Source organism: Pseudomonas sp. SF2, from assembly GCF_036858055.1.
In the GTDB taxonomy this organism is placed as follows: Bacteria; Pseudomonadota; Gammaproteobacteria; order Pseudomonadales; family Pseudomonadaceae; genus Aquipseudomonas.
Genome location: NZ_JAMBDI010000014.1, coordinates 139,179 through 164,357 on the forward strand (window position 1 = coordinate 139,179; position 25,179 = coordinate 164,357).

The 25,179-nt window shown below is 63.3% G+C and carries 21 protein-coding genes and 3 pseudogenes; 10 read left to right on the forward strand and 14 right to left on the reverse strand.

All coding sequences use genetic code 11. The features are described 5' to 3' along the window. Positions 1 to 10 precede the first annotated feature (10 nt). Complete coding sequence (locus tag M2S36_RS10115; RefSeq protein WP_207837971.1) at positions 11 to 1,264, reverse strand: serine hydroxymethyltransferase; 1,254 nt, start codon at positions 1,262 to 1,264, stop codon at positions 11 to 13. A gap of 338 nt (positions 1,265 to 1,602) precedes the next feature. Here M2S36_RS10115 and M2S36_RS10120 point away from each other — a divergent pair, with 338 nt between their 5' ends. Beyond that, positions 1,603 to 2,643 carry a threonine aldolase family protein gene (locus tag M2S36_RS10120; RefSeq protein ID WP_333957116.1) on the forward strand — a complete coding sequence of 347 codons (1,041 nt, stop codon included), beginning with the start codon at positions 1,603 to 1,605 and terminating at the stop codon, positions 2,641 to 2,643. A 106-nt stretch (positions 2,644 to 2,749) separates the two neighbouring features. Here M2S36_RS10120 and M2S36_RS25085 read toward each other — a convergent pair whose 3' ends face one another. The 4 genes and pseudogenes from M2S36_RS25085 to M2S36_RS10135 all read right to left on the reverse strand — a co-directional run bounded on the left by M2S36_RS25085 (position 2,750) and on the right by M2S36_RS10135 (position 5,388). After that, positions 2,750 to 3,487, reverse strand: coding sequence for a methyl-accepting chemotaxis protein (locus M2S36_RS25085; protein WP_442969522.1), 738 nt, complete (start codon positions 3,485 to 3,487; stop codon positions 2,750 to 2,752). Positions 3,488 to 3,613: 126 nt separating this feature from the next. Beyond that, positions 3,614 to 4,687: pseudogene (locus M2S36_RS25090) on the reverse strand (HAMP domain-containing protein); the annotation flags it as partial. A 171-nt stretch (positions 4,688 to 4,858) separates the two neighbouring features. Then, positions 4,859 to 5,161, reverse strand: coding sequence for a cell division protein ZapA (locus M2S36_RS10130; RefSeq protein ID WP_144170219.1), 303 nt, complete (start codon positions 5,159 to 5,161; stop codon positions 4,859 to 4,861). Then, complete coding sequence (locus M2S36_RS10135; protein ID WP_025337390.1) at positions 5,158 to 5,388, reverse strand: hypothetical protein; 231 nt, start codon at positions 5,386 to 5,388, stop codon at positions 5,158 to 5,160. Before M2S36_RS10135 ends, M2S36_RS10130 begins: the two co-directional genes overlap by 4 nt. A gap of 290 nt (positions 5,389 to 5,678) precedes the next feature. Between M2S36_RS10135 and M2S36_RS25095 the strand changes: the two are divergent. Both M2S36_RS25095 and M2S36_RS25100 read left to right on the forward strand, forming a co-directional pair. Next, positions 5,679 to 6,434, forward strand: a pseudogene (locus M2S36_RS25095) (MCP four helix bundle domain-containing protein); the annotation flags it as partial. Then, the gene (locus tag M2S36_RS25100; protein ID WP_416775031.1) at positions 6,426 to 7,289 is read left to right on the forward strand and encodes a methyl-accepting chemotaxis protein; all 864 of its coding nucleotides are present in this window, start codon (positions 6,426 to 6,428) and stop codon (positions 7,287 to 7,289) included. The pseudogene M2S36_RS25095 and the gene M2S36_RS25100, both read left to right, overlap by 9 nt. A 135-nt stretch (positions 7,290 to 7,424) precedes the next feature. Here the strand turns inward: M2S36_RS25100 and gbcB are convergent, their stop codons facing one another. Continuing rightward, positions 7,425 to 8,525 (reverse strand): glycine-betaine demethylase subunit GbcB, encoded by a 1,101-nt coding sequence (gbcB, locus tag M2S36_RS10145; RefSeq protein ID WP_063914511.1) that lies wholly within the window; start codon positions 8,523 to 8,525, stop codon positions 7,425 to 7,427. Positions 8,526 to 8,819: 294 nt separating this feature from the next. Here gbcB and gbcA point away from each other — a divergent pair, with 294 nt between their 5' ends. Then, positions 8,820 to 10,112, forward strand: a complete 1,293-nt coding sequence (gbcA, locus tag M2S36_RS10150; RefSeq protein ID WP_207837965.1) for a glycine-betaine demethylase subunit GbcA — start codon at positions 8,820 to 8,822, stop codon at positions 10,110 to 10,112. A gap of 46 nt (positions 10,113 to 10,158) precedes the next feature. On the opposite strand, the gene M2S36_RS10155 is transcribed toward gbcA, so the two are convergent. The 7 genes from M2S36_RS10155 to M2S36_RS10185 form a co-directional block, all read right to left on the reverse strand. Then, on the reverse strand, positions 10,159 to 10,902 hold the full coding sequence (locus M2S36_RS10155; RefSeq protein WP_325175964.1) for an RHS repeat-associated core domain-containing protein: 744 nt from the start codon (positions 10,900 to 10,902) through the stop codon (positions 10,159 to 10,161). Positions 10,903 to 11,585: 683 nt separating this feature from the next. Then, complete coding sequence (gene etfB / locus M2S36_RS10160; RefSeq protein WP_003257512.1) at positions 11,586 to 12,356, reverse strand: electron transfer flavoprotein subunit beta; 771 nt, start codon at positions 12,354 to 12,356, stop codon at positions 11,586 to 11,588. 10 nt (positions 12,357 to 12,366) lie between these two features. Continuing rightward, complete coding sequence (gene etfA / locus M2S36_RS10165; protein WP_333957122.1) at positions 12,367 to 13,599, reverse strand: electron transfer flavoprotein subunit alpha; 1,233 nt, start codon at positions 13,597 to 13,599, stop codon at positions 12,367 to 12,369. Continuing rightward, complete coding sequence (dgcB, locus tag M2S36_RS10170; protein ID WP_207837957.1) at positions 13,599 to 15,551, reverse strand: dimethylglycine demethylation protein DgcB; 1,953 nt, start codon at positions 15,549 to 15,551, stop codon at positions 13,599 to 13,601. Before dgcB ends, etfA begins: the two co-directional genes overlap by 1 nt. Positions 15,552 to 15,738: 187 nt before the next feature. After that, positions 15,739 to 17,799, reverse strand: coding sequence for a dimethylglycine demethylation protein DgcA (gene dgcA, locus M2S36_RS10175; protein ID WP_170027867.1), 2,061 nt, complete (start codon positions 17,797 to 17,799; stop codon positions 15,739 to 15,741). A 15-nt stretch (positions 17,800 to 17,814) separates the two neighbouring features. Then, entirely contained in the window at positions 17,815 to 18,345 is a 531-nt protein-coding gene (locus tag M2S36_RS10180) for a DUF5943 domain-containing protein (RefSeq protein WP_046614486.1), read from the reverse strand. A 77-nt stretch (positions 18,346 to 18,422) separates the two neighbouring features. Continuing rightward, positions 18,423 to 19,400, reverse strand: a complete 978-nt coding sequence (locus M2S36_RS10185) for a dipeptidase (RefSeq protein WP_023382781.1) — start codon at positions 19,398 to 19,400, stop codon at positions 18,423 to 18,425. A gap of 286 nt (positions 19,401 to 19,686) precedes the next feature. Between M2S36_RS10185 and M2S36_RS10190 the strand changes: the two genes are divergently transcribed. Continuing rightward, positions 19,687 to 20,088: a lysozyme inhibitor LprI family protein gene (locus tag M2S36_RS10190; protein ID WP_087501963.1), complete on the forward strand. Its 402-nt coding sequence runs from the start codon at positions 19,687 to 19,689 to the stop codon at positions 20,086 to 20,088. Between the two features lie 7 nt (positions 20,089 to 20,095). On the opposite strand, the pseudogene M2S36_RS10195 reads toward M2S36_RS10190, so the two are convergent. Then, positions 20,096 to 21,022, reverse strand: a pseudogene (locus M2S36_RS10195) (GlxA family transcriptional regulator); the annotation flags it as partial. A 147-nt stretch (positions 21,023 to 21,169) separates the two neighbouring features. Here M2S36_RS10195 and choX point away from each other — a divergent pair. From choX to M2S36_RS10220, 5 genes are all read left to right on the forward strand, one after another. Further along, entirely contained in the window at positions 21,170 to 22,114 is a 945-nt protein-coding gene (gene choX, locus M2S36_RS10200; protein ID WP_063914504.1) for a choline ABC transporter substrate-binding protein, read from the forward strand. 121 nt (positions 22,115 to 22,235) lie between these two features. Beyond that, positions 22,236 to 23,120 carry a 3-keto-5-aminohexanoate cleavage protein gene (locus M2S36_RS10205; protein WP_063914503.1) on the forward strand — a complete coding sequence of 295 codons (885 nt, stop codon included), beginning with the start codon at positions 22,236 to 22,238 and terminating at the stop codon, positions 23,118 to 23,120. 18 nt (positions 23,121 to 23,138) lie between these two features. Then, entirely contained in the window at positions 23,139 to 24,104 is a 966-nt protein-coding gene (locus M2S36_RS10210; RefSeq protein ID WP_063914502.1) for an L-carnitine dehydrogenase, read from the forward strand. Between the two features lie 10 nt (positions 24,105 to 24,114). Further along, a complete protein-coding gene (locus tag M2S36_RS10215) occupies positions 24,115 to 24,591 on the forward strand; it encodes a thioesterase family protein (protein WP_207838031.1) in 477 nt (158 codons plus the stop codon). A gap of 324 nt (positions 24,592 to 24,915) precedes the next feature. Continuing rightward, a complete protein-coding gene (locus M2S36_RS10220; protein ID WP_046614493.1) occupies positions 24,916 to 25,173 on the forward strand; it encodes a hypothetical protein in 258 nt (85 codons plus the stop codon). The last annotated feature ends 6 nt before the right edge of the window (positions 25,174 to 25,179 follow it).

A 25,179-nucleotide genomic window follows, 5' to 3' on the forward strand; every position in this document is an offset into this window, starting at 1 on the left:
GTGGCTCCACTCAGCGGTAAACAGGGAAATCTGCGCACAGGGCCGCGACGTTCTTCGCCACATCGGCTTCGACGTCTGCGTCACCGAGGTTGTCGAGGATGTCGCAGATCCAGCCGGCCAGGGCTACACATTGCGCGACCTTGAAGCCACGGGTGGTGACGGCCGGGGTGCCGATGCGCAGGCCCGAGGTGACGAACGGCGACTGCGGGTCGTTCGGCACGGCGTTCTTGTTGACGGTGATGTGCGCGCGGCCCAGGGCTGCGTCGGCATCCTTACCGGTCAGGCCCTGGCGAATCAGGCTGACCAGGAACAGGTGGTTGTCGGTACCGCCGGAGACCACGTCATAGCCACGGTCGATGAACACCTGGGCCATGGCCTGGGCGTTTTCGATGACTTGCTTCTGGTAGCTCTTGAACTCAGGTTCCAGCGCTTCCTTGAAGCACACGGCCTTGGCGGCGATCACGTGCATCAGCGGGCCACCCTGGGCGCCCGGGAATACGGCGGCGTTGAGCTTCTTCTCGATCTCTTCGTTGGCCTTGGCCAGGATCAGGCCACCACGCGGACCGCGCAGGGTCTTGTGGGTGGTAGTGGTGACTACGTCGGCGAACGGGATCGGGTTCGGGTACAGGCCAGCGGCAACCAGGCCGGCTACGTGGGCCATGTCGACGAACAGCAGCGCACCGACCTTGTCGGCGATGGCGCGGAAGCGCGGGAAGTCGAGGGTCTTGGAGTAGGCCGAGAAGCCGGCAACGATCATTTTCGGCTTGTGCTCGACAGCCAGGCGCTCGACTTCGTCGTAGTCGATCAGGCCGGTGGTGGTGTCGATGCCGTATTGCACAGCGTTGTACAGCTTGCCCGAGGACGACACCTTGGCGCCGTGGGTCAGGTGGCCGCCGTGGGCCAGGCTCATGCCGAGGATGGTGTCACCGGCCTGCAGCAGGGCCAGGTAGACGGCACCGTTGGCCGAGGAGCCGGAGTGCGGCTGGACGTTGGCGTAGTCGGCACCGAACAGCTGCTTGGCGCGTTCGATGGCCAGGGCTTCCACCTTGTCCACGTGCTCGCAGCCTCCGTAGTAGCGCTTGCCCGGGTAGCCTTCGGCGTACTTGTTGGTCAGGCCGCTGCCTTGGGCCTGCATCACGCGCTTGGAGGTGTAGTTTTCCGAGGCGATCAGCTCGATGTGGTCTTCCTGGCGCTGTTCTTCGGCATTCATCGCCGCCAGCAGTGCATCGTCGTAACCCTGGATCTGGTCTTGCTTGCTGAACATCGTGTATCTCCCGGCAGCGATCGTTTTTTGTCGTGGGGCACTGCGGCCCTTTGTGGCGATGTTATGACTGGCCGGGGCAGGTCAGATGCCTGCGCACGCCTTGCAATGGCGCGTTTACGACATTCGCTTTTGTGTCGCCCGTGCCGGCCCTTTCGCGGGTGAACCCGCTCCCACAGGTACGGCGGTGCTTCAATGCTTGCAATATCCCTGTGGGAGCGGCTTTAGCCGCGAAGAGGCCAGTACAGGCAATGCCGAAATCAAACGCTGCACCGCTTGTATAGGCAACTGCTGAATCGATGGTTTAGAGTGCTGCTCTGCGTCGTTCACAGGACAGTGTCATGACAGATAAGAGCCAACAATTCGCCAGCGACAACTATTCCGGTATCTGCCCCGAAGCCTGGGCGGCCATGGAGAAGGCCAACCACGGCCACGACCGCGCCTACGGCGACGACCAGTGGACCGAACGCGCCGCGCAATACTTCCGCAACCTGTTCGAAACCGACTGCGAGGTGTTCTTCGCCTTCAACGGCACCGCCGCCAACTCCCTGGCCCTGGCCTCGCTGTGCCAGAGCTACCACAGCGTGATCTGCTCCGAGACCGCCCACGTCGAAACCGACGAATGCGGTGCGCCAGAGTTTTTCTCCAACGGTTCCAAGCTGCTGACTGCGCCCAGCGTCAACGGCAAGCTGACGCCGCAGTCGATCCGCGAAGTGGCGCTGAAGCGCCAGGACATCCACTACCCCAAGCCACGGGTCGTGACCATTACCCAGGCCACCGAGGTAGGCACCGTCTATCGCCCCGACGAGCTGAAGGCGATCAGCGCCACCTGCAAGGAGCTGGGCCTTAACCTGCACATGGACGGCGCACGCTTTAGCAATGCCTGCTCGTTCCTGGGCTGCAGCCCGGCCGAGCTGACCTGGAAGGCCGGCGTCGATGTGCTGTGCTTTGGCGGCACCAAGAACGGCATGGCGGTGGGCGAGGCGATCCTGTTCTTCAACCGCCAACTGGCCGAGGACTTCGACTACCGCTGCAAGCAGGCCGGGCAACTGGCGTCGAAGATGCGTTTCTTGTCGGCGCCTTGGGTGGGCCTGCTGGAAGATGGCGCCTGGCTGCGTCATGGCAATCACGCCAACCATTGCGCGCAGTTGCTCGCCTCGCTGGTGAGTGACTTGCCGGGGGTGGAACTGATGTTCCCGGTGGAGGCCAACGGGGTGTTCCTGCAGATGCCGGAGCACGCCATCGAAGCACTGCGCGGCAGGGGCTGGCGCTTCTATACCTTCATTGGAAGCGGCGGGGCGCGGTTCATGTGCTCGTGGGATACCGAGGAAGAACGGGTGCGCGAGCTGGCGGCGGATATCTGCAGCATCATCGGCGCCTGACAGGCCGCATTCGCGGGTAAACCCGCTCCCACAGGGATCGCGCAGGTTTCAAGGCCTGTGATGAACCTGTGGGAGCGGGTTTACCCGCGAAGAAGCCAACACTGATCTAAAGCCTGAACCCACCCATCTGCCGCGCCAGGTCATCCGCCAAGCCACGCAACGCCTGGCATTCCTCGCGGCATCCCCGCACCTCTGCCGCCGTCTCCCGCGCCAGGTCGGAAATCCCCTGCACCGTACGGTTGATCTCCTCGGTCACCGCCGACTGCTCCTCGGTCGCCGTGGCCACCTGATGGTTCATGTCGCTGATGTGCTCCACCTGGTCAGTGATCGCCCCCAATGACGCCCCGGTGCGCTGGCTCGACTCCACCCCGGTACCGGTTGCCTGCTGCCCCGCCTGCATCGAACTCACCGCCGAACCTGCGCCCTGTTTCAGGCGCTGGATCATCTGCTGCACTTCGTCGGTGGACAGCTGCGTGCGCCGGGCCAACGTACGCACCTCATCAGCCACCACGGCAAACCCGCGGCCCATCTCCCCCGCCCTGGCCGCCTCGATGGCGGCATTCAGCGCCAGCAGGTTGGTCTGCTCGGAAATGCTACGGATTACCGCGAGAACTTCATCGATCGAGGCTACTTCGTCGGCCAACTGGCTGACCGCATCGGCCGCCTTGCCGATATCACCCGACATACCCTCGATACCCCGAATCGAGCGTTGCACCACCTCACGCGCCTGCAACGCTTCATCCCGCGCCGACTGCGAGGCCTGCGCCGCATCGCCGGCGTTGCGGGCAATGTCCTGCACGGTCAAGCCCATTTCGTGCACGGCAGTGGCGACCATTTCGGTCATTTCCTGCTGACGCCCGGAACGCTCGGCGGTGTTGTCCACCACCTGCGTCACCTGCTCGACCGCCTGGTGCAGCCGCTCGGAGGTGTGCAGTACCTCGCCGATCAGCCGGCGCTGGCTGTCGAGGAAGCGGTTGAAGCCACGCGCCAGGTCGCCCAGTTCGTCCTGACGTGAATCGTCCAGCCGGTGGCTGAGGTCACCCGCGCCACTGCCGATCTGCACCAACGCCGCAGTGACGCGCCGGATCGGCCGCACCAGGCCACGCGCCAGCACCACCACCAGCAGCAGCGACACCAGCGCCACGGCACCACCGATCAGGCTGGTCAGCCATACCGCCTGATGCATTTGTGCGTAGATCTCCCCCTCCGGCACCTCGGCCACCAAGGTCCAGTTGAGGTCGCGCAGGGGCAGGCCGAGCGCCAGGTAGCTTTCGCCATCACGGCTGAAGCGGCTGCTGCGCAGGCCTTCGCCGCCGGTCATCAGCGCCTTGGCCGCATCCGCGCCGAGCTGTTCGGTGAGCTGGCGTTTGCCGCTGAAGGCAGCGTCCGGGTGAACCTGGATCAGGCCATCGTTACGCACCAGGAACACCTTGCCGTGCTCGCCAAAGTTGAAGTCATGGATCAGCTTCGACAGCTCGGTCATGCGCAGGCCCATGCCGGCCACGCCGACCAGTTGGCCATTCTTTTCCACGCGATAGTCGATGAACAGCGCCAACTCACCCGTGGCACCGTCGATGTCGATATTGATCAGGCGCTCGGCGCCGCTGTCGATGTAGCCGTAGAACCATTTGTCCTTCGGGTTACTGCGACTTAGGGTGCGGTCCAGGCCATTCTCGCTGTAGTAATGGCCGGTTTCGGTCGAGACGAACAGAGTGGTGAAGGCCTGGTTGCGCTGCTTGGCGGCGGCCAGGTACTCGATGAATGAAGCGGCTTGGTCAGGGTCTTCACCGGCGGCAAGCCAGTCGCGCAGCAGGGTGTTGCCGGCAATGTCCGCCGCCGCCACCAGCGGCTGGCCTAGCATGCGTTCGATATCATTGCGTATGGCCTCGATACTGGCGGGCAACGCGGTATCGACCAGGTAGCGTTCGGTGAGGCGGTTGAGCGCCACCGTGAAGATGATGACCACCACCAGGATGCTCGCCAGCAAGGCGGCGCCCATGCTGGTGATCAACTGCCACTGGATGCTCTTACGCCAGATACGCATGCCCCTACTCCCCGTACATTATTGTTTTGCGGAAAGTGTATACACTTGCGTATCCAGTTAATCCAGTGCTCTGAAGCAATCCGCCGCCCCTGTGGGAGCGGGTTCACCCGCGAATGCGATGGTGAAGCCACTCGCGGGTGAACCCGCTCCCACAGGGGCCAGTGCAGGGCCTTATTGTTCGGCAATGGTCCGCACGATGGCGTCCACCGTGGCGTCAATCTGCGCCTGGGTACGCTCCAGCGTCCTGCGGTGCTCATCCTGCAACTCGATCTGTCGCGAACACAGGTTCAGCGCGGCCAGCACCAGCAGCTTGTCGCCGATCAGGGTCGGGTACTGACGCTTGGTCTGGGCCAGCGCCGTGTTGAGCATTTGCACCGCCTGGGCCAGGGTAGCTTCCTGGCCTTCAGGCGCCTTGATCGAATAGTCGTTGCCGAGGATCGACACGACATTGATCGGTTGCGCTCGCAGTGTCATGCGCCTACGACGCCGGCGTTGGCGCGCTCGAGCAGCGCCTGCAGGCGTGCGGCGGTGCTGCCGTTCTTCTCTTCCTGCTCCATCAGCGACAGCTGCAGGGTTTCGTTCTCTTCCTTGGCCTGGGCCAGTTCCTGGCCGAGGGCGGTGTTCTGCTCGGTGAGTTGAGCGTTCTTCTGCATCAGGTCGCTGACCAGTTGCTCGATTTGATTCAGGGAAGCTTCCAGCATGGGTCTATCTCAGGTTGTTGCGAGGGGCGCACACGATAAAGAAAAGTGCGGCCCATCGCCATTAAATATCGGATTCACGAGGTGTCTAACCCGCAGATTGACAGAGGAACTACCCCCTTGTTCCGACCTGGGTCAACCGCCGGTCAGGAAACGACAGCAGTCGCACAATTTTCGCCAAGCGCACTCAAGCGTGCCTCGACCTGACCGATACCCCTGAGAGTCATATTCCGTCGCACTGGGTGCGTCACCTTCACTAGCCTGGATCTGCCCAAACCATGTCATTACGCAACATGAATATCGCCCCGCGCGCGTTGCTCGGCTTTGCCCTTATCGGCCTGCTGATGCTCGGCCTCGGTATCTTCTCCCTGGTGCAGATGGGCAACATCCGCCAGGCCGGTCTGGTCATCGAGCAGATCAGCGTGCCCAGCATCAAGGTCCTCGACGAGATCAGTGCGCTGAACCTGCGCCTGCGCAGCCTCTCCTACCGCCTGCTGGTGAACCGCGAGCCGCAAACCCAGCAGGAAACCCTGAACCTGCTGGACCAGCGCAACCTCGAGATCGACCGTGCCCGCCAGGCGTACCTGCCGCTGATCAGCGCCGCCGACGAACAGGCCGCGTACGACCAGTACGTCCAGCTGCTCACCCAGTACCGCCAGCTGGAGTCACGCATGCGCAGCCTGAGCCAGGCCGGCAACCTCGACGAACTGCGCGACCTGCTCAACCGCGACCTGCTGGCCAACTCCGAGCAGATCAACAAGATCATGGAGACCTTGGTGCGCATCAACACCGAGCAGACCCGCGCCACCAACCAGACAGCTGCCAGCCAGTACAGCACCGCCTTCACCCTGGTCATCAGCCTGCTGGTCACCGCCACCGTGCTGACCTTGCTCTGCGCCTTCCTGCTGACCCGCAGCATCGTCAAACCGATCGAAGAAGCACTCAAGAGCGCCGAGCAAGTCGCCGATGGTGACCTGACCCACATCATCCGCGCCGAAGGCACCGACGAAGCCGCCCGCCTGCTGCGGGCCATGGCCCGCATGCAGGAAAATCTGCGCGACACGCTGCAGCTGATTGCCGGCTCCGCCACCCAGCTGGCCTCGGCGGCGGAAGAACTCAACAGCGTCACCGACGAAAGCGCCCGTGGCCTGCAGCAGCAGAACAACGAAATCGAGCAGGCAGCCACCGCCGTGACCGAGATGACCAGTGCCGTGGAAGAAGTGGCGCGCAATGCAGTGAGCACTTCGGAAGCGTCCAGCGAGGCCAGCCGCTCGGCCGGCGATGGCCGAGACCTGGTCATGGAAACCGTGGGCGCCATCGAACGCATGAGCGGCGACGTGCAGGCCACCGCCACGCTGATCACCCACCTGGCTGAGCAGTCGCGTGATATCGGCAAGGTACTCGATGTGATCCGTGGCCTGGCCGACCAGACCAACCTGCTGGCACTCAATGCCGCGATCGAGGCAGCGCGCGCTGGTGAGGCGGGCCGTGGTTTTGCCGTAGTGGCCGATGAGGTACGGGCGCTGGCTCATCGTACCCAGCAGTCGACCAGTGAGATCGAGCGGATGATCGGCAGTATTCAGGGGGGGACGGAAGAGGCAGTGGAATCGATGCGCACCAGCACCGAACGCGCCGAGTCCACCCTTAATATTGCCCGTGGCGCGGGTATGGCGCTGGACACCATTGCCGGAGCGGTGGCGCAGATCAACGAGCGCAACCTGGTGATTGCCAGTGCGGCGGAAGAGCAGGCGCAGGTGGCGCGGGAAGTGGACCGCAACCTGGTGAACATCAATGACCTGTCGGTGCAGAGTGCTACCGGGGCGCATCAGACCAGTGCGGCGAGTGCGGAGTTGTCGCGGTTGGCTGTGGATCTGAATGGGTTGGTGGCGCGCTTCCGCACCTGACTTCAGATAGCCGGGGCCGCTTTGCGGCCCATCGCGACACAAGGCCGCTCCCACATTGACCGGCGTAACCGGGGCCTTTGTGGGAGCGGCCTTGTGTCACGAAAGGGCTGCAAGGCAGCCCCCTGCATTCCCGGATCAGTAATCGATCCGCACATCCCCTTTCGGCACGCTGCAGCACGACAGGATGTAGCCCTCGGCTTCGTCCTCTTCGGTGATGCCGCCGTTGTGCTCCATCTCCACTTCACCGCCCAGCTTGAGCACCTTGCAGGTACCGCAAATACCCATGCCGCAGGCTTTCGGGATCATCAGGCCAACTTTGGCCGCCGCCGCGTGCACGGTCTCGCCCGGGGCGATGCGGATGCTCTTCTCGCTGCCGATGAACTCCACCAGATTGAGGTCGGCCGCATCCAGCTCCGGCGCGTCAGCTGCCTGCTCGGCGTGCTCCACCGCATCGGCCTTGGCTTCGGCCGGCGTCGCACCGAACGACTCCTCGTGGTAGTTCTTCATGTCGAAGCCGACCGCTTCGAGCATGCGCTTGACCGCAGTCATGTAGGGTGTCGGGCCACAGCAGAACACCACGCGGTCCATGTAGTCCGGCGCGATCAGCTCCATCAGGCGCTGGTTCAGGTAGCCACGGTAACCCGCCCACGGCTCGCCCAGGCCATGCTTTTCGCAAATGATGTGCAGGCTGAAGTTGGGGATGCGCGAAGCCATCTGCTCCAGCTCGCGGTGGTAGATGATGTCCTTCGGCGAACGGGCGCTGTGCACGAATACCATGTCGACATTGCCGTTGGTGTCGTAGAACCAGCGCGCCATCGACATGACCGGGGTGATACCGACACCGCCCGAGAGGTACAGCACCTTCTGTGCCGGGAAGTCGATGGCGTTGAACAGCCCCACAGGGCCGTGCACCGGCAGCTCGGCGCCTTCGTGCATGGTGTCGTGGAGGAAGTTGGACACCAGCCCGCCCGGTACACGCTTGACGGTGATCGAGAAGCTGTAGGGCACCGACGGTGAACTGGAGATGGTGTAGGAGCGCATCACCGGCTTGCCTTCGATCTCCAGCTCAAGGGTGACGAACTGCCCTGGCTTGAAGAAGAACATGATCGGCTGGTCGGCCATGAAGCAGAACGTGCGCACGTCCCAGGTCTCCTGGATGACCTTGACGCAGCGCACGATGTGGCGGCCGTTGGCCCAGGTCTGGGTAGTGACCGGATTGAGGAAGGTATCGGACATGTTCATCTCCAGCAGCCGACTATTGGCCTTTTATGGCTTGGATAATGCGCAAGCTGAAGACGACGTACATTCCTGCCAGCGACATCGGCGTGCTCATCGCGACCAGCCCCGTGCTGCAAGGGCTGGCGCGTCGTAATTCAAATCGGCCATGTCGCCCATGGATACGGTTCATGGCGCCTTCGGACGCACACTCCACGGCAAAAGAACATGCTGTTTCTTGATGAGCAGCCTTGCGGCACCACAACAACGATTAGCCACCTTTTGCCGGCCGCACACGGCCCCGAGGAATACACGATGGACGTCACCGCAACCCTGAGCCTGGGCGATCCACTGGAACCTGCACGCAAGGCCACCGCCGAGATGCTGCAGACCCGCGAGCGCACCTACTCGCTGCCCCAGCCTTTCTACAACGACGAGCGTCTGTTCCAGATCGACATGCAGGAGATCTTCCACAAGGAGTGGCTGATCGCCGGCATGACCTGCGAGATCCCGGCCAAGGGCAACTACATCACCCTGCAGATCGGCAAGAACCCGATCATCGTGGTGCGTGGCGCCGAAGGTAAAGTGCATGCCTTCCACAACGTCTGCCGCCACCGTGGTTCGCGTCTGTGCGTCAGCGACAAGGGCAAGGTGGCCAAGCTGGTCTGCCCGTACCACCAGTGGACCTACGAACTGGACGGTCGCCTGCTGTTCGCCGGTACCGAAATGGGTGCCGACTTCGACATGAACCAATACGGCCTGAAGCCGGTGAACGTGAAGGTCGCCGGTGGCTACATCTTCATCAGCCTGGCGGAAAACCCGCCGGCCATCGACGAGTTCCTGGCTACCCTCGAGCACTACATGGAACCGTACGACATGGAAAACACCAAGGTGGCGGTGCAAACCACCTTGATGGAAAAGGCCAACTGGAAGCTGGTGCTGGAAAACAACCGCGAGTGCTACCACTGCAACGGTTCGCACCCGGAGCTGCTGCAAACCCTGCTGGAATGGGACGACACCAACGACCCACGCGCCAGCCAGGAATTCAAGGACCACGTGGCCGCCTCCGCTGCCGCCTGGGAAGCCGAGAAGATCCCGTACCTGCACAAGAGCCACGGCCTGCGTAACCGCATCGTGCGCATGCCGCTGCTCAAGGGCACCGTGTCGATGACCATGGACGGCAAGCAGGCCTGCCAGAAGCTGATGGGCCGCATCAAGAACCCGGACCTCGGCTCGATGCGCATCCTGCACCTGCCGCACTCGTGGAACCACTGCATGGGCGACCACATGATCGTGTTCACCGTGTGGCCGATCAGCGCCCAGGAAACCATGGTCACCACCAAGTGGCTGGTGCACAAGGATGCCGTGGAAGGTGTCGATTACGACCCGGAGCGCATGCGCAAGGTGTGGGACGCCACCAACGACCAGGACCGTCGCCTGGCCGAAGAGAACCAGCGTGGTATCAACTCCACCGCTTACCAGCCAGGGCCGTACTCGAAGACCTACGAGTTTGGCGTGGTCAACTTCATTGACTGGTACAGCCAGCGTCTGCTGAACAACCTGGGGGCGGAGCCGGCGGCGTATCTGAAGGAAGTGCAGGCGCAGTAAGCGATTGCACTGAACTGTGGAGGGGTTGAAACACGACCCCTCCAATTCACCTCGAATGCCGTCGTCGCCTAACCCCCATCGTATCGCCCTGAAAACCCCATGCATCCGGAGCAGGACGGTTGATTCCAGATTGCCGCACCGACAGTTCACGCTGAGGTGGGGTCTGCACGCTTTCCAGTGCAATTTCCGCAGCAACCTCAGCCGGCATTCCCCCTGCCAGTAAATCGAAGTTCTTCTTTACCTGCCTCAAGGGACTGCTACCAGGGCCGACCGCAGCGTTGATAGCGCGTGCACCGGTTGCCGCCAGACTTATCGCCGTACCGACATTCGCCCCAAAAATTGCACTCTCCACGCCTGCGAATTGCGCCGCAGCACTTCCCAAGCTCAAGAGTGAGCCGAATGTACTCGTTCGTGCAGCGTTAAGCCCAAGACGATTGGTTGGTGAAGGCCCCAGGAAGTTGTACCCCAAGGTCAGTGCATTCGATGCCATCCCCAAGCCTCGTAAAGTCAGGGCCGCCGTTTCGAAAAACCGGCCTGTCGGATCGTGCCGGTTGACTGGTTCACCACCACAGTATGCGTAGACATTGATGCCCCCGCGGCCAAATGGGCTGAGGCTATCAGGGCTCAGAAATCGCATCAGAGTCGGGCTGTAGAAGCGATGACCGGTTCCCAACGGGTAATTCCCAGTCAATGGATCCCGATACTGTCCACAAAAAGCCAGCCCAGGAGCGAGGGCTGCGTTCATGGCGCCGTAAGGCGAATAGGCACGCGGGCCGAAAAGTGTTGCCATGAGTTATCCACAATGCAAAGAGTTGCAGACACGGTAATGGCTGGTTGGAAATTTGCGTACTGGCAAAAATGTCAGGCAGGCTACTGATCACTATTTGATCATATGGGCCAGGGCCTCATGTTCACTGGGCTGCAGCGGAGTTCATACACCTTGTCCACAGAGACACCAACAGAGTTTGTGAGCAACCGATGAATTTTCTGCCACCTGGTTGTGGATAAACGTCTCAAGGCCCGGATTTTCAAGGATCGAGCAGCATTCAGGCAAGATTGATCATTTTTTGAGCAAATCTTTCAAGACCTTTGACTGCGTGGCTTACAGCAGATACCGAACAGATTATCCACAGACCGGCTAACAGCGATTGTGGGCAAAATCAGGAGGATGCTGATGCGCACGCCTGCGAAGGCTGGGAGAATGCTTGATCGTTTTTTGATCAATATCTTGAAGAGCACGAAATACAAGGGCTGCAGCCATGCGCCAACACTTTATCCACACCTTGGCGAACAGATTTGGTGGGCAAAAGCATTCGGTCGATGCTGTGTATGGAATGTGGGAGCGGCCTTGTGTCGCGAAAGGTTGCGCAGCAGCCCCAGGTTTTTGCATCACTGCAGAAATGGCTGGGGCCGCTGCGCGGCCCTTTCGCGACACAAGGCCGCTCCCACAAAGAGACCTCCAAGCCTCTGCTTTCAGCGCAACACGCCCTCTTCCACCAGCAGCTTGAGGATGGCCTCGGCGCCTTCCTGTGGCGAAACGTCCTTCAGCACCTTGCCACCGCCCCCACTGGCCTTGGCGGTTGCCGCCTTCATCCGGTCAGCGCCGCTCTTGGCCTTGATCACCTTCAAGCGCTTGGGCCGTGGGCGGGCCGGTTGCAGCTCGGCTTCGGCCAGCAGTTCGTCTTCGACGATGGCCACATTGCGCGCCGCCAGCACACCCCGACGCGCCGGCCCGAAAGCACTCTGGCGCGGCTTGGGCGCTGCGTTATCCACAGTCGCCAGCAGCGGCAGGCGCACTTTCAGCCGACGCCGCTGACCACGCGGCAAAGCTTGCAGCACCTGGGCGGTGCCGTTGTCGATCGACTCCACTTCGGCCAGCCCCACAATCAACGGCCAGCCGAGCTTTTCGGCCAGCAGGAACGGCAACATGCCCGACCCCTCGCCGGTCTCGGCCTGGCTGCCGGTCAGCACCAGCTGGGCCCCGGCATCGCGCAGGTAATCCCCGAGCACGCCCAGCACATCGGCCCCGGCCGGCTGCTCCAGCACGTCCAGATGGTCCAGGCCCATGCCCAGGTAGGCGCGCAGCGCCTCTTCCCGTGGGTCGCCAGCATGCACCACCTGCAAGTTATCCCCAGCCAGCTGCAAACCCAACTCCACGGCGCGGGCATCCTGCTCGGCGCGGCGGGCGCGACCGGAGCTGGGGTGGGCACCGATGGAAACCAGGCTGATCACTTTCGTACTCATGCTCGTGCCCTTATGCCGCGTCGCGCTGGCCGCCGCTGCGGTAGTTGTCCACAGCCTCGATCAGTGCCTTGAGAATCGCCGAACTGTCGCCAATCACCGACAGGTCGGCCCGTTTGATCATGTCGCAGCCCGGGTCCATGTTGATCGCCACCACCTTGTCGCAGGCGCCGATGCCCTGCAGGTGCTGGATCGCGCCCGAGATACCCACAGCCACGTAGACCCGCGCAGTGACCCAGGTACCAGTAGCACCCACCTGGCGGTTGCGCGGCATGAAACCGTCGTCCACCGCCACCCGCGAGGCGCCCTCGGTGGCACCCAGGGCCGCGGTAGCCTTGTGGTACAGGTCCCAGTCCTTGACGCCGTTGCCGCCCGAAACGATGAACTCGGCCTCGGCCATGGCAATGGTGGCCGGGTCCACGGCCACCGAGCCGAGGTCTTCGATGCGCGACAGGCTGCGCGCCACGCTTGTGGACAACTCCACGGGCAAGGCTTCGTGACGGGTTTCGCTGACCGGCTCGGCGCACTCGGCCGCCGCCAGGATCAGGCGTGGCACGGCACGCTGCAGGTCTTGCTGGCCGGCACCGGCACGGCCGATGCACTGGCCGTCCTTGACCTGCCATACCCGTGTCGCCGGGCGCTCGCCCAGGGCTGCGCCCAGGCGCCGGCCCAGTTCGCCGCCACCGGTGCGGCTGTCTGGCAGCAGCCAGTGGCGCGGAGTGAACTGGTTATCCACAGCCCGCAGGCCTTGTACCAGTTGCTCCGGTGCATAACCTTCGAAAGCCTCGCCCTCGATGACCAGCAGGCGGTCGACCCCGGCTGTGGAAAAGTTGCTTTCCTTGTGTTCGCCAAACACCACCGCCAGCACCGCACCGTCGCTGCCGGCCAGGCTGTGGGCCAGGCCGAGCAAGTCGCGGTCGTGGCTGCTCAGGCGGCCGCCGACCATGTCCGGTACCACGGCAATGTAGAACGCCGGCGCCGGCACCTGGTGCAGCGGCAGCTTGACCTCGGCCACCGCCGTGCGCCGCCCGCCCACGGCGGTGCCCTGCTGGGCGCCGCTGCGGTCGATGCGCTTGATGCCGGCCGGGCCGATGAAGCCTGCGGCGATCGCATGGGGGTTCTTGCGGATGAGGCCGTTGGGCCCCATCCAGCTGGTCTGCTGCGTCTGCATCGCTGCATGCAGCGGGTGCAGACGGTTACGGGCGATCCACTCGGCGCGTGGGTCGCGGCGAATAATGTCGCTCATCAGTGCACCTCCGCAGGTTCACGTTTGGCCGTTTGCGGCTTTGGGGCAGAGGGCGCGTCCTCTTCGATCAGCACGTCGGCCACCAGCTCGGCCAGGTCCTTGATCTGTGGGCGCGGTTCGACGACACCTTCGAGCATCGCGGTGCACTGCGGGCACCCCACGGCCACCAGCTCGGCCTCGGTCTCGCGGATGTCGTCCATGCGCATGTCGGGGATACGCTGCTTGCCCGGGATGTCGGTGATCGGCGCACCGCCGCCACCGCCGCAGCAGCGCGAGCGGAAGCCCGAGCGCTCCATTTCGCGCACCTCGATGCCTAGCGCCTTGAGCACGGCACGCGGGGCTTCGTACTCGCCGTTGTAACGGCCCAGGTAGCACGGGTCGTGGTAGGTGACACTGCCACCTTTGTGCTGGCCGAGGTTGAGCTTGTTGGCCGCGATCAGTTCGGCAATGTAGGTGCTGTGGTGCTGCACCTGGTAGTCGCCGCCCAGGGCGCCGTACTCGTTCTTGAGCACATGGAAGCTGTGCGGGTCGCAGGTAACGATACGCTGGAACTTGTACTTGGCCAGGGTCTGGATATTGCGTTTGGCCAATTGCTGGAAGGTCGCCTCGTCGCCCAGGCGGCGTGCCACGTCGCCGCTGTCGCGTTCTTCCAGGCCGAGCACGGCAAAGTCCACGCCCGAAGCCTTGAGCACTTTGACAAACGCGCGCAGGGTACGTTGGTTGCGCATGTCGAAGGCACCGTCACCGACCCAGAACAGCACCTCGGTGGTTTTCACCTCCGACAGCAGTCGCAGGTTGAGGTCGGCGGCCCAGTTCATGCGGCCACCGGGGGCGAAGCCGCCCGGGTTGTCGGTGGCGATCAGGTTGTCCAGCACTTCGGCGCCCTTGTTCGGGGTGGCGCCTTTTTCCAGGGTGAGGTGACGGCGCATGTCGACGATGGCATCGACGTGCTCGATCATCATCGGGCATTCCTCGACGCAGGCACGGCAGGTGGTGCACGACCACAGCGTTTCGGCATCGACCAGGCCATTGACGATCGGCTGGTGCGGGTGGCCACCGTGTTCGCCGATCGGTTTGCCCGGGTACGGGCTGCCGGCGAACTGCGCGTCGGTGCCGCCGGCCAGGCCGATGACCATGTCCTGGATAAGCTTTTTCGGGTTCAGCGGCTGGCCGGCGGCGAAGGCCGGGCACATGGCTTCACATTTACCGCACTGCACGCAGGCATCGAAGCCCAGCAGCTGGTTCCAGGTGAAGTCCACCGGCTTTTCCACGCCCAGCGGCGCATTCGGGTCTTCCAGGTCCAGCGGCTTGAGGCCGGTGGAGCGGCCGCCGCCAAAGCGTTCGGCGCGACGGTGCCAGGCCAGGTGCAGGGCACCGGCGAAGGCGTGTTTCATCGGGCCGCCCCAGGTCATGCCGAAGAACAGCTCCGACACGCCCCACAGCACACCCAGGCCGAGAATGCCGACCATCACCCAGCCACCGGTATTGGCCGGCAGGATGCCGGCGACCGGCAAGGTGGCGACGAAGAAGCTGACGGCGAACGCCAGCAGGCTTTTCGGCAGGCGCATCCACGGGCCCTTGGACAGGCGCGAAGGCGGGTTGAGGCGGCGTTTGAAGACGAAGATGGCGCCGCAGAACATGATCACCGTGGCCACCAGCAACGCGTAGCCGAGGATCTTGCTCTGCAGGCCGAAGCCGTGCACCAGGATGGCCAGCACGGCCGACAGCACGAAGCCGCCTGCGGTGGCCACGTGGGTCTTGGACATGTACTTGTCGCGCTCGACCACATGGTGCAGGTCCACCAGGTAGCGGCGCGGCATGGCCAGCAGGCCGCCGATCAGGTTGACCTTGGACGGCCGGCCACGCCGCCACATGCGCACCCGGCGCAGGGCGCCGAGCACCGCCAGGCCGAGGGCAGCGAACAGCAGGATGGGTAGAAGGGTGTTCAACATGGGAGGCTCCCACAACAGCTGGATTCTTGCGCCACTCTCAAGCGCGGCGCGGACCCTGTGGGAGCGGGTTCACCCGCGAATGCGTCCGGTCAGGCAACGGTGTTGTCAGTGCTGACGCATTCGCGGGTAAACCCGCTCCCACAGGGGGCCAATCCCGCCCTCGGGGGCGGTGTTCATGCCAGTGCGATCAGAAGTCCTTGCACAGGCGCAAGGCGTCGTAGATCGCCGCATGCACGTTGCGCTGGGCCACGCAGTCACCGATGCGGTACAGCAGGTAGCCTTCGCCCGGCTGGCTGAGGATCGGCTGTGGCTTGATGGCGAACAGCGCCTCCACGTCGATCTGGCCTTTGTTGCGCGAACCTTCCTTCAGTGCGTAGTACAGCTGCTCGTCAGGACGCACGCCGTTCTCCACCACCACCTGGTCAACCACGCGTTCTTCCTTGGCGCCGGTGTATTCGTTCTCCAGCACCGCCACCAGCTTGTCGCCTTCGCGGTAGACCTTTTCCAGCATCATGTCGCCGGTCATGATCACTTCTTTCGGGTAGATGCTGCGGTAGTAGGTCGGGAAGCTGGTACCGCCCATGGCCACGCCCGGCTTGATATCGTCGGTGACGATCTCGACCTGGCTGCCCTTGTCGGCGATGAAGTCGGCCACCGACATGCCGGTGAACTCGCAGATGGTGTCGTACACCAGCACGTTCTTGCCCGGCGCAACCTTGCCGTCGAGCACGTCCCAGCTGCTGACCACCAGCCCTTCGGCGGCGCCCCAGTGCTCGTTCTGCTCAAGGAACGAATGCCCGCCCACCGCCAGCACGATGATGTCCGGACGCAGGTCCTGGATGGTCGCCACGTCGGCAGCGGTACCCAGACGCAGGTCGACCTTCAGGCGCGCCAGTTCCAACTGGTACCAGCGGGTGATACCGGCGATCTGGTCACGCTGCGGCGCCTTGGCAGCAATGGTGATCTGCCCGCCGATCTGGTCCTTCTTCTCGAACAGGGTCACGTCGTGGCCGCGTTCGGCAGCCACGCGGGCCGCTTCCATACCGGCAGGGCCGGCACCCACCACCACCACCTTGCGTTTGGCGCCAGTGGTTTTCTCGATGATGTGCGGCACCCCCATGTATTCACGGGAGGTCGCGGCGTTCTGGATGCACAGCACGTCCAGGCCCTGATACTGGCGGTCGATGCAGTAGTTGGCGCCGACGCACTGCTTGATCTGGTCGATCTGGCCCATCTTGATCTTGGCGATCAGGTGCGGGTCGGCGATGTGTGCACGGGTCATGCCGACCATGTCGACATAGCCGCCTTCCAGGATGCGCGTGGCCTGGTTCGGGTCCTTGATGTTCTGCGCGTGCAGCACCGGGACCTTGACCACTTCCTTGATGCCGGCGGCCAGGTGCAGGAACGGCTCCGGCGGGTAGCTCATGTTGGGGATGACGTTGGCCAGGGTGTTGTGGGTGTCGCAACCCGAGCCGACCACGCCGATGAAATCGATCATGCCGGTGGCGTCGTAGTAGGCGGCGATCTGCTTCATGTCCTCGTGGCTGAGGCCATCGGGGTGGAACTCGTCACCACAGATGCGCATGCCCACGCAGAAGTCGTCACCGACTTCGGCACGCACGGCTTTCAATACTTCCAGGCCGAACTTCATGCGGCCTTCGAAGGTGCCGCCCCATTCGTCGGTACGTTTGTTTACACGCGGGCTCCAGAACTGGTCGATCATGTGCTGGTGCACGGCCGACAGTTCCACGCCGTCCAGGCCGCCTTCTTTGGCGCGGCGGGCAGCTTGCGCGTAGTTGCCGATCACGCGCCAGATCTCTTCCACCTCGATGGTCTTGCAGGTGGCGCGGTGCACGGGTTCACGGATACCCGACGGCGACATCAGGGTCGGCCAGTTGAAGCCGTCCCAGCGCGAGCGACGGCCCATGTGGGTAATCTGGATCATGATCTTGGCGCCATGCTTGTGCATGGCGTCGGCCAGGTTCTGGAAGTGCGGGATGATGCGGTCGGTCGACAGGTTGACCGACGACCACCACTCCTGCGGGCTGTCGATGGCCACCACCGACGAGCCGCCGCAGATCGCCAGGCCGATACCGCCCTTGGCCTTCTCTTCGTAGTACTTCACGTAGCGGTCGGTCGTCATGCCGCCGTCAGTGGCGTAGACCTCGGCGTGCGCGGTGCTGAGCACACGGTTGCGGATGGTCAGTTTGCCGATCTGGATCGGCTGGAACATTGCTTCGAATGCCATGACGCTATCTCCGGCTTACAACGGCTTGACGACGAACAGGCCATCTTCGTGGCCTTCTTCCGACCCGCCATAGACCTGTTCGGCCACGGTGCGGATCGAGCTGCCGCGGGCAGCGAGAATCTGGTCCATGGCGCCGGCGAACCAGCCGGTGAACATGTAGTCGACCTTGCGACCGCACTTGCCATAGACGTACACGAACGCGGAGTGCTTGAGCTTGACGCTGCAGGTGCCCTTGTCGAGGTCGATGTCCTGGATCTCGAACAGGCCCCAGCCGCGCTGGCTCAGGCGCTTCATGTAGTGCTCGAACACCGCCACGCCTTCCAGGCCATGGCACTCGGCTTCTTTTTCACACCAGTGCCAGGCGGACTTGTAGCCGGCCTTGTAGAGGATCTCGGCGTACTTGTCAGCGCCCAGGACTTCTTCGATGCCCATGTGGTTGTTGACGAAGAAATGGCGTGGCACATACAGCATCGGCAGGGCGTCGCTGGTCCAGACACCGGTCTCGCTGTCGACTTCGATTGGCAATTGCGGGGCGATCTTGGCCATGGAAACTCAACTCCATAAAATTTTTTATCGGGATGCCCCGGCGTTGCTGGCAGGGGCTTTCAGGCTTGGAGAGCGGCTTACTCGCCCCACACGTCCTTGAGGACGTTGACCCAGTTCTCGCCCATGATCTTGCGCACCACGCGCTCGGAGTGGCCGCGCTTGAGCAAGGTTTCGGTGAGGTTGGGGAATTCGCCCACGGTGCGGATGCCCAGCGGGTTGATGATCTTGCCGAAGTTGGTCAGGCGACGGGCATAACCCTTGTCGTGGGTCAGGTACTCGAAGAAGTCCTGGCCGTGGCCCTGGGTGAAGTCGGTACCGATACCGATGGCGTCTTCACCGACGATGTTCATGGTGTACTCGATGGCCTCGGCGTAGTCGTCGATGGTCGAGTCGATGCCCTTGGCCAGGAACGGCGCGAACATGGTCACGCCGACGAAGCCACCGTGGTCGGCGATGAACTTCAGCTCTTCGTCCGACTTGTTGCGCGGGTGCTCTTTCAGGCCCGACGGCAGGCAGTGCGAGTAGCAGACCGGCTTTTTCGACTCGAGGATGACTTCTTCGGAGGTCTTGGAGCCGACGTGGGACAGGTCGCACATGATGCCGACACGGTTCATTTCGGCGACGATCTCGCGGCCGAAGCCCGACAGGCCGCCATCACGCTCGTAGCAACCGGTGCCGACCAGGTTCTGGGTGTTGTAGCACATCTGCACGATGCCCACGCCCAACTGCTTGAACACGTCGACGTAGGCGATCTGGTCTTCAAACGCATGGGCGTTCTGGAAGCCGAAGAGGATGCCGGTCTTGCCCAGCTCCTTGGCCTTGCGGATGTCGGCGGTGGTGCGCACCGGCATCACCAGGTCGCTGTTTTCGCGGATCAGCTTCTGGCTGGCAGCGATGTTGTCGACGGTCGCCTTGAAGCCTTCCCAGACCGACACCGTGCAGTTGGCCGCAGTCAGCCCGCCTTTGCGCATGTCCTCGAACAGCTCGCGGTTCCATTTGGCAATGATCAGGCCGTCGATGACGATGCTGTCGGCGTGAAGTTCGGCTGGGCTCATCAGGCTGTCCCCTTTTATTGAATGGGTTTGCGCCAAACCTTATTGCCGGCGCTTTGGGGCCAGCATATGCCTGTGCCCAAAGGCGCCCCGATGCAAAAACGACAGGGGGTTTGCCGAAAGCGTCAATGCGCGACAACAGGCCTTCTGGCGCGGTGTCTGGCGATGAGAGACAGTCTCGATAACGACGTTTCCGGCGGCTTTATGAACATTTCGTCAGAGAGCTACCGCCTTGCCGTCGGCTGAGCGAGAATCCCAGCGATTCGTCAGCCTGTTGAGGAGAAAACGGATGAAATCAATGGCATGGCTGGTACTGCTGGCTGTCGTATCGGGCGCCCAGGCCGGCGAGGAAGAAAGCACCCCGTGCGACAACGTCGAGACCGACCAGCAGACCTACGCCTGCGCTGCGTTCAACAAGCAGACCGCCGAGCGCGAGCTGAAAGCGGCGTATGACGAACTGATCCAGCGCATCCGCGACCAGTATGCCGATGAAAGCGACCAGGCCACTGCGCTGGTCGGGCGCATGGACGCGGCCGAGAAGCTGTGGGCGCAGCTGCGCGATGCCGACTGCAAGGTCGAGACCTACGCCGAGAAGCCCGGGAGCAAGGCGTTCGAGGCGGCGTGGGATACCTGCGTGGCGCAGCGCAGTGATGACCGCTCGGAGTACCTGCAGTCCATCGGCCAGCAGTAAGCCTGTACCGGCCTCTTCGCGGGCAACGCTGGTAACGCGCCCGATAGCAGCGGGTAAAGTACGAAGCCGACTCGAACCCGCACGCCACCCCCACCTCCAGCACACTCATGTCGGTCTGGCGCAACAACTGCCGTGCCTTGTCCAGGCGCAGTCGCAAATAGAACCCACTGGGCGTGTCATCCAGGTGCACGCGGAACAGCCGCTCCAGCTGGCGCCGGGTCACCTGCACCGCTTCGGCCAGCACCTGGGTATTGAGCGGCTGCTCGGTGTTGCGCTCCATTTCGCCAATCACCTTCACCAGCTTCTTGTTGCTGATGCCATAGCGGCTGGCGATCTGCATGCGCTGGTGGTCCTGTCGCTGGCGGATACGTCCGAGCACGAACTGCTCCGACACCTGCACCGCCAGTTCACTACCGTGGGCCTGGGCAATCAGATCGAGCATCAGGTCGATCGAAGCGGTGCCACCGGCACAGGTGATGCGCCGCCGATCGATCTCGAACAGCTCCTGGGTCGCCTGCAGGCTTGGGTAATTCTCCTTGAACGCCTCCAGCGCCTCCCAGTGCACTGTGGCGCGGTGGCCGTCGAGCAGGCCGGCCTCGGCCAGCACCACCGCGCCGGTATCGATGCCACCCAGAATCACCCCCTCGTGGTCCAGGCGGCGTAGCGCCTGCTGCAGCGTCGGCCCGTAACAGGCCAGTGGCTCGAAGCCGGCGACGATCAGCAGGGTGCCGCCAGGTTCGCCCGCTGCCAGTGCGGCGTCGGCGTTCACCGACATGCCATTGCTGGCCTGCACCGCCCCGCCATCCAGGCTCAATACCTGCCAGCGATACAACGGGCCCTTGAAGCGGTTGGCCACCCGCAGTGGCTCCAGGGCACTGATGAAACCCATGGCCGAGAACCCGGGCAACAACAGAAAGTGAATGATTTGCGGCATTGCATGCTCCACGGCAAAGGTGGTCGCCTCCGTGCAAATGTTGGTCGCCAGGGTGCGATTTTCCACCCTGACAGCAGCGTAGCTTCTTCATACGACCCAGAGAGGTCGAACCCCAATAACAATATGCACTGCCGATGGAGAGCCACCATGCACAGCTTGATCCGCCGCAGCCTGTTGACCCTTGCTCTGAGTAGCATCGCCGCTTCCCCACTATTCGCCGCCGAGCCTGCGGCCTGCAAGAACGTCCGTCTGGGCGTGGTCAACTGGACCGACGTCATCGCCACCAGCGCCATGGCCCAGGTGCTGCTCGACGGGCTGGGCTACCAGACCAAGCAGACCAGCGCTTCGCAGCAAATCATCTTCGCAGGTATTCGCGACAAACGCCTGGACATGTTCCTGGGTTACTGGAACCCGATCATGACCCAGACCATTACCCCGTTCGTCGACGCCAAGCAGGTCAAGGTGCTCGACAAGCCCAGCCTGGAAGACGCCCGCGCCACCCTGGCGGTGCCCAAGTACCTGGCCGACAAGGGCCTGAAGACCTTCGCCGACATCCACAAGTTCGAAAAGGAACTGGGCGGGAAGATCTACGGCATCGAACCGGGTTCGGGCGCCAACACCCAGATCAAGGCGATGATTGCCAAGAACCAGTTCGGCCTGGGCAAGTTCCAACTGGTCGAGTCCAGCGAGGCCGGCATGCTCGCCGCCGTCGACCGCGCGGTGCGGCGCAACGAGGCCGTGGTGTTCTTCGGCTGGGCGCCGCACCCGATGAACGTGAACATCGACATGGTCTACCTGGGCGACAGCCAGGATGCCCTGGGCCCTGACGAAGGCCGCGCGACAGTGTGGACAGTGACCGCGCCGGACTACGCCGAACGCTGCCCCAACGCCCACCGCCTGCTGGCCAACCTGAACTTCAGCGCCGAGGACGAGAGCCGCATGATGCAGCCGCTGCTCGACCACAAGGATGCGCTGGAGTCAGCCCGCCAGTGGCTCAAGGACCACCCCGAGGACAAGGCCCGCTGGCTGGAGGGTGTGACCACCTTCGATGGCAAGCCGGCTGCCGACAACCTCAACCTCAGCGCCAACTGATCCGACCCATTCGCGGGTAAAACCGCTCCCACAAGTCATGCACATGCCAGGGGCAACATCGTCCCCTGTGGGAGCGGGTTTACCCGCGAAAAGGCCACCAGACACCACAAGGAACCCCGCCATGAACCACGACGTCATCATCACCTGCGCCCTGACCGGCGCCGGCGACACCGCTTCGAAAAGCCACCTTGTTCCAGTCACCCCCAAGCAGATCGCCGAGTCCGCCGTAGAGGCCGCCAAGGCCGGCGCCACCGTGGTCCACTGCCACGTCCGCGACCCGCAAACCGGCCGCTTCAGCCGCGACGTGGCGCTGTATCGCGAGGTCATGGAACGCATCCGCGAAGCCGACGTGGACATCATCGTCAACCTTACCGCCGGCATGGGTGGCGACCTGGAAATCGGCCCGGGTGAAACACCGCTGGAGTTCGGCCCGGGCACCGACCTGATCGGCCCACTGGAGCGCCTGGCCCATGTCGAAGCACTGCTGCCGGAAATCTGCACCCTCGACTGCGGCACCCTCAACTTCGGCGACGGCAACTCGATCTACGTCTCCACCCCGGCGCAACTGCGCGCCGGCGCCAAGCGCATCACTGAACTGGGGGTGAAAGCCGAACTGGAAATCTTCGACACCGGCCACCTGTGGTTCGCCAAGCAAATGATCAAGGAAGGCCTGCTGGATGATCCGCTGTTCCAACTGTGCCTGGGCATCCCGTGGGGCGCGCCGGCCGATACCACCACCATGAAGGCGATGGTCGACAACCTGCCGGCCAACGTCACCTGGGCCGGGTTCGGCATCGGCCGCATGCAGATGCCGATGGCAGCACAGGCCGTGTTGCTTGGCGGCAACGTGCGGGTAGGCCTGGAGGACAACCTGTACCTGGACCGTGGCGTACTGGCCAGCAACGGCCAACTGGTCGAGCGCGCAGTGGAAATCATCTCGCGTCTTGGCGCCCGTGTACTGACCCCGGCCGAGGGCCGGGAAAAGATGAACCTCAAACGCCGCTGATCCCTTCAGGAGACCAACATGACCTTCATCACCGAGATCAAGACCTTCGCCGCCCTGGGTAGTGGCGTGATCGGCAGCGGCTGGGTCGCCCGCGCCCTGGCCCACGGCCTGGACGTGGTCGCCTGGGACCCGGCACCCGGCGCCGAGCAGGCCTTGCGCAAGCGCATCGCCAACGCCTGGCCCGCGCTGGAGAAGCAAGGCCTGGCGCCGGGCGCATCACAAGACCGCCTGAAGTTCGTCGCCACCATCGAGGAATGCGTCCGCGACGCCGACTTCATCCAGGAAAGCGCACCTGAGCGCCTGGACCTGAAACTCGACCTGCACGCAAAGATCAGCGCTGCCGCCAAACCCGACGCGATCATCGGCTCCAGCACTTCGGGCCTGCTGCCCAGCGAATTCTACGAGTCGGCCACCCACCCCGAGCGCTGCGTGGTCGGCCACCCGTTCAACCCGGTGTACCTGCTGCCGCTGGTGGAAATCGTCGGCGGCAACCGCACCGCCCCCGAGGCCATCGAAGCTGCCAGGACCATCTACACCGCCCTGGGCATGCGCCCGCTGCACGTGCGCAAGGAAGTGCCCGGGTTCATCGCCGACCGCCTGCTCGAAGCCCTGTGGCGCGAGGCCCTGCACCTGGTCAACGACGGCGTGGCCAGCACCGGCGAGATCGACGATGCCATCCGCTTCGGCGCCGGCCTGCGCTGGTCGTTCATGGGCACCTTCCTCACCTACACCCTGGCCGGTGGCGATGCTGGCATGCGCCACTTCATGGCCCAGTTCGGCCCGGCGCTGAAGCTGCCGTGGACCTACCTGCCAGCCCCGGAGCTCACCGACAAGCTGATCGACGATGTGGTCGAAGGCACCGCGGAGCAACTGGGCGAACGCAGCATCGCCGCACTGGAGCGCTATCGTGATGACACCCTGCTGGCAGTGCTGGAAGCGGTGAAGACCAGCAAGGCCAGCCACGGTATGGCTTTCGGCGACTGAGGAGACCGCGATGCCCGCATTGATTACCTACCGCACCCCGGTCCAGGAGGACTGGGTCGACTACAACGGGCACCTGCGCGATGCCTTCTACTTGCTGATCTTCAGCTATGCCACCGATGCGCTGATGGAGCGCATCGGCCTGGATGCCGACAGCCGTGGGCAGAGCGGTAATTCACTGTTCACCCTGGAGGCACACATCAACTACCTGCACGAAGTGAAGCTGGGCACCGAGGTGTGGGTGCAGACGCAGATCATCGGCTTCGACCGCAAGCGCCTGCATGTCTACCACAGCCTGCACCGGGCGGGGTTCGACGAGGCGCTGGCGGCCAGTGAGCAGATGCTGCTGCATGTGGACCTGGCGGGACCGAAGTCGGCGCCGTTCAGTGAGCAGAGTGTCGGGTTGCTGCAAGGCTTGGTGGAGCAACAACAGGATCTGCCGCCGGCCGAGTTCGTGGGCCGGGTAATAGGCCTGCCTGCAGCAAAGTGAGAAAAAGCACATAACCTGTGGGAGCGGGCGTGCCCGCTCCCACAGGTCATATATTCCGGCTTGAAAAAAATAACCCCGGAAAGCCGTGAGCATCCGGGGCCAAGAGCGAGCAACATCCATGCACTAACGTGGGTGACCAAACCCTTCGTTGCGGTAGATGGCTTGAGTGTGCGCACTTCCCGAACGGTGGATTTAGCCGGAAACGACCTGTTCTTAGCCAAAGCAGCCATGGCGCCATTCTGTTGTTGCGGGCATGTCGCCAGCGTCACAGAATCGGTCGTAAATCACAGCAGCACTCTCTTAGCGATAAAAGGGACAACAGCCATGATGCATGCGGATTTGATTGACCAGGACGATCTGGCAGGCCACCTGCGCGCGCGGGGGTTCGAGATTCCGGCCGGAGCTACTGCCGAGCAGGCCTGCGAAGCGGTGGTGCGTGGGCTGACCGAGCCCAATGCACGGGCGCTGAAGGGGATGGTGGAGCAGATGTATACCGGCAGTGCGACGATCCTGCCGGCGGTGCGCCAGGCCATCGACAAACAGCTGTTGCCGGCGTTGGCGCAGTTCAACAAGCGCGCCTGATTCGTT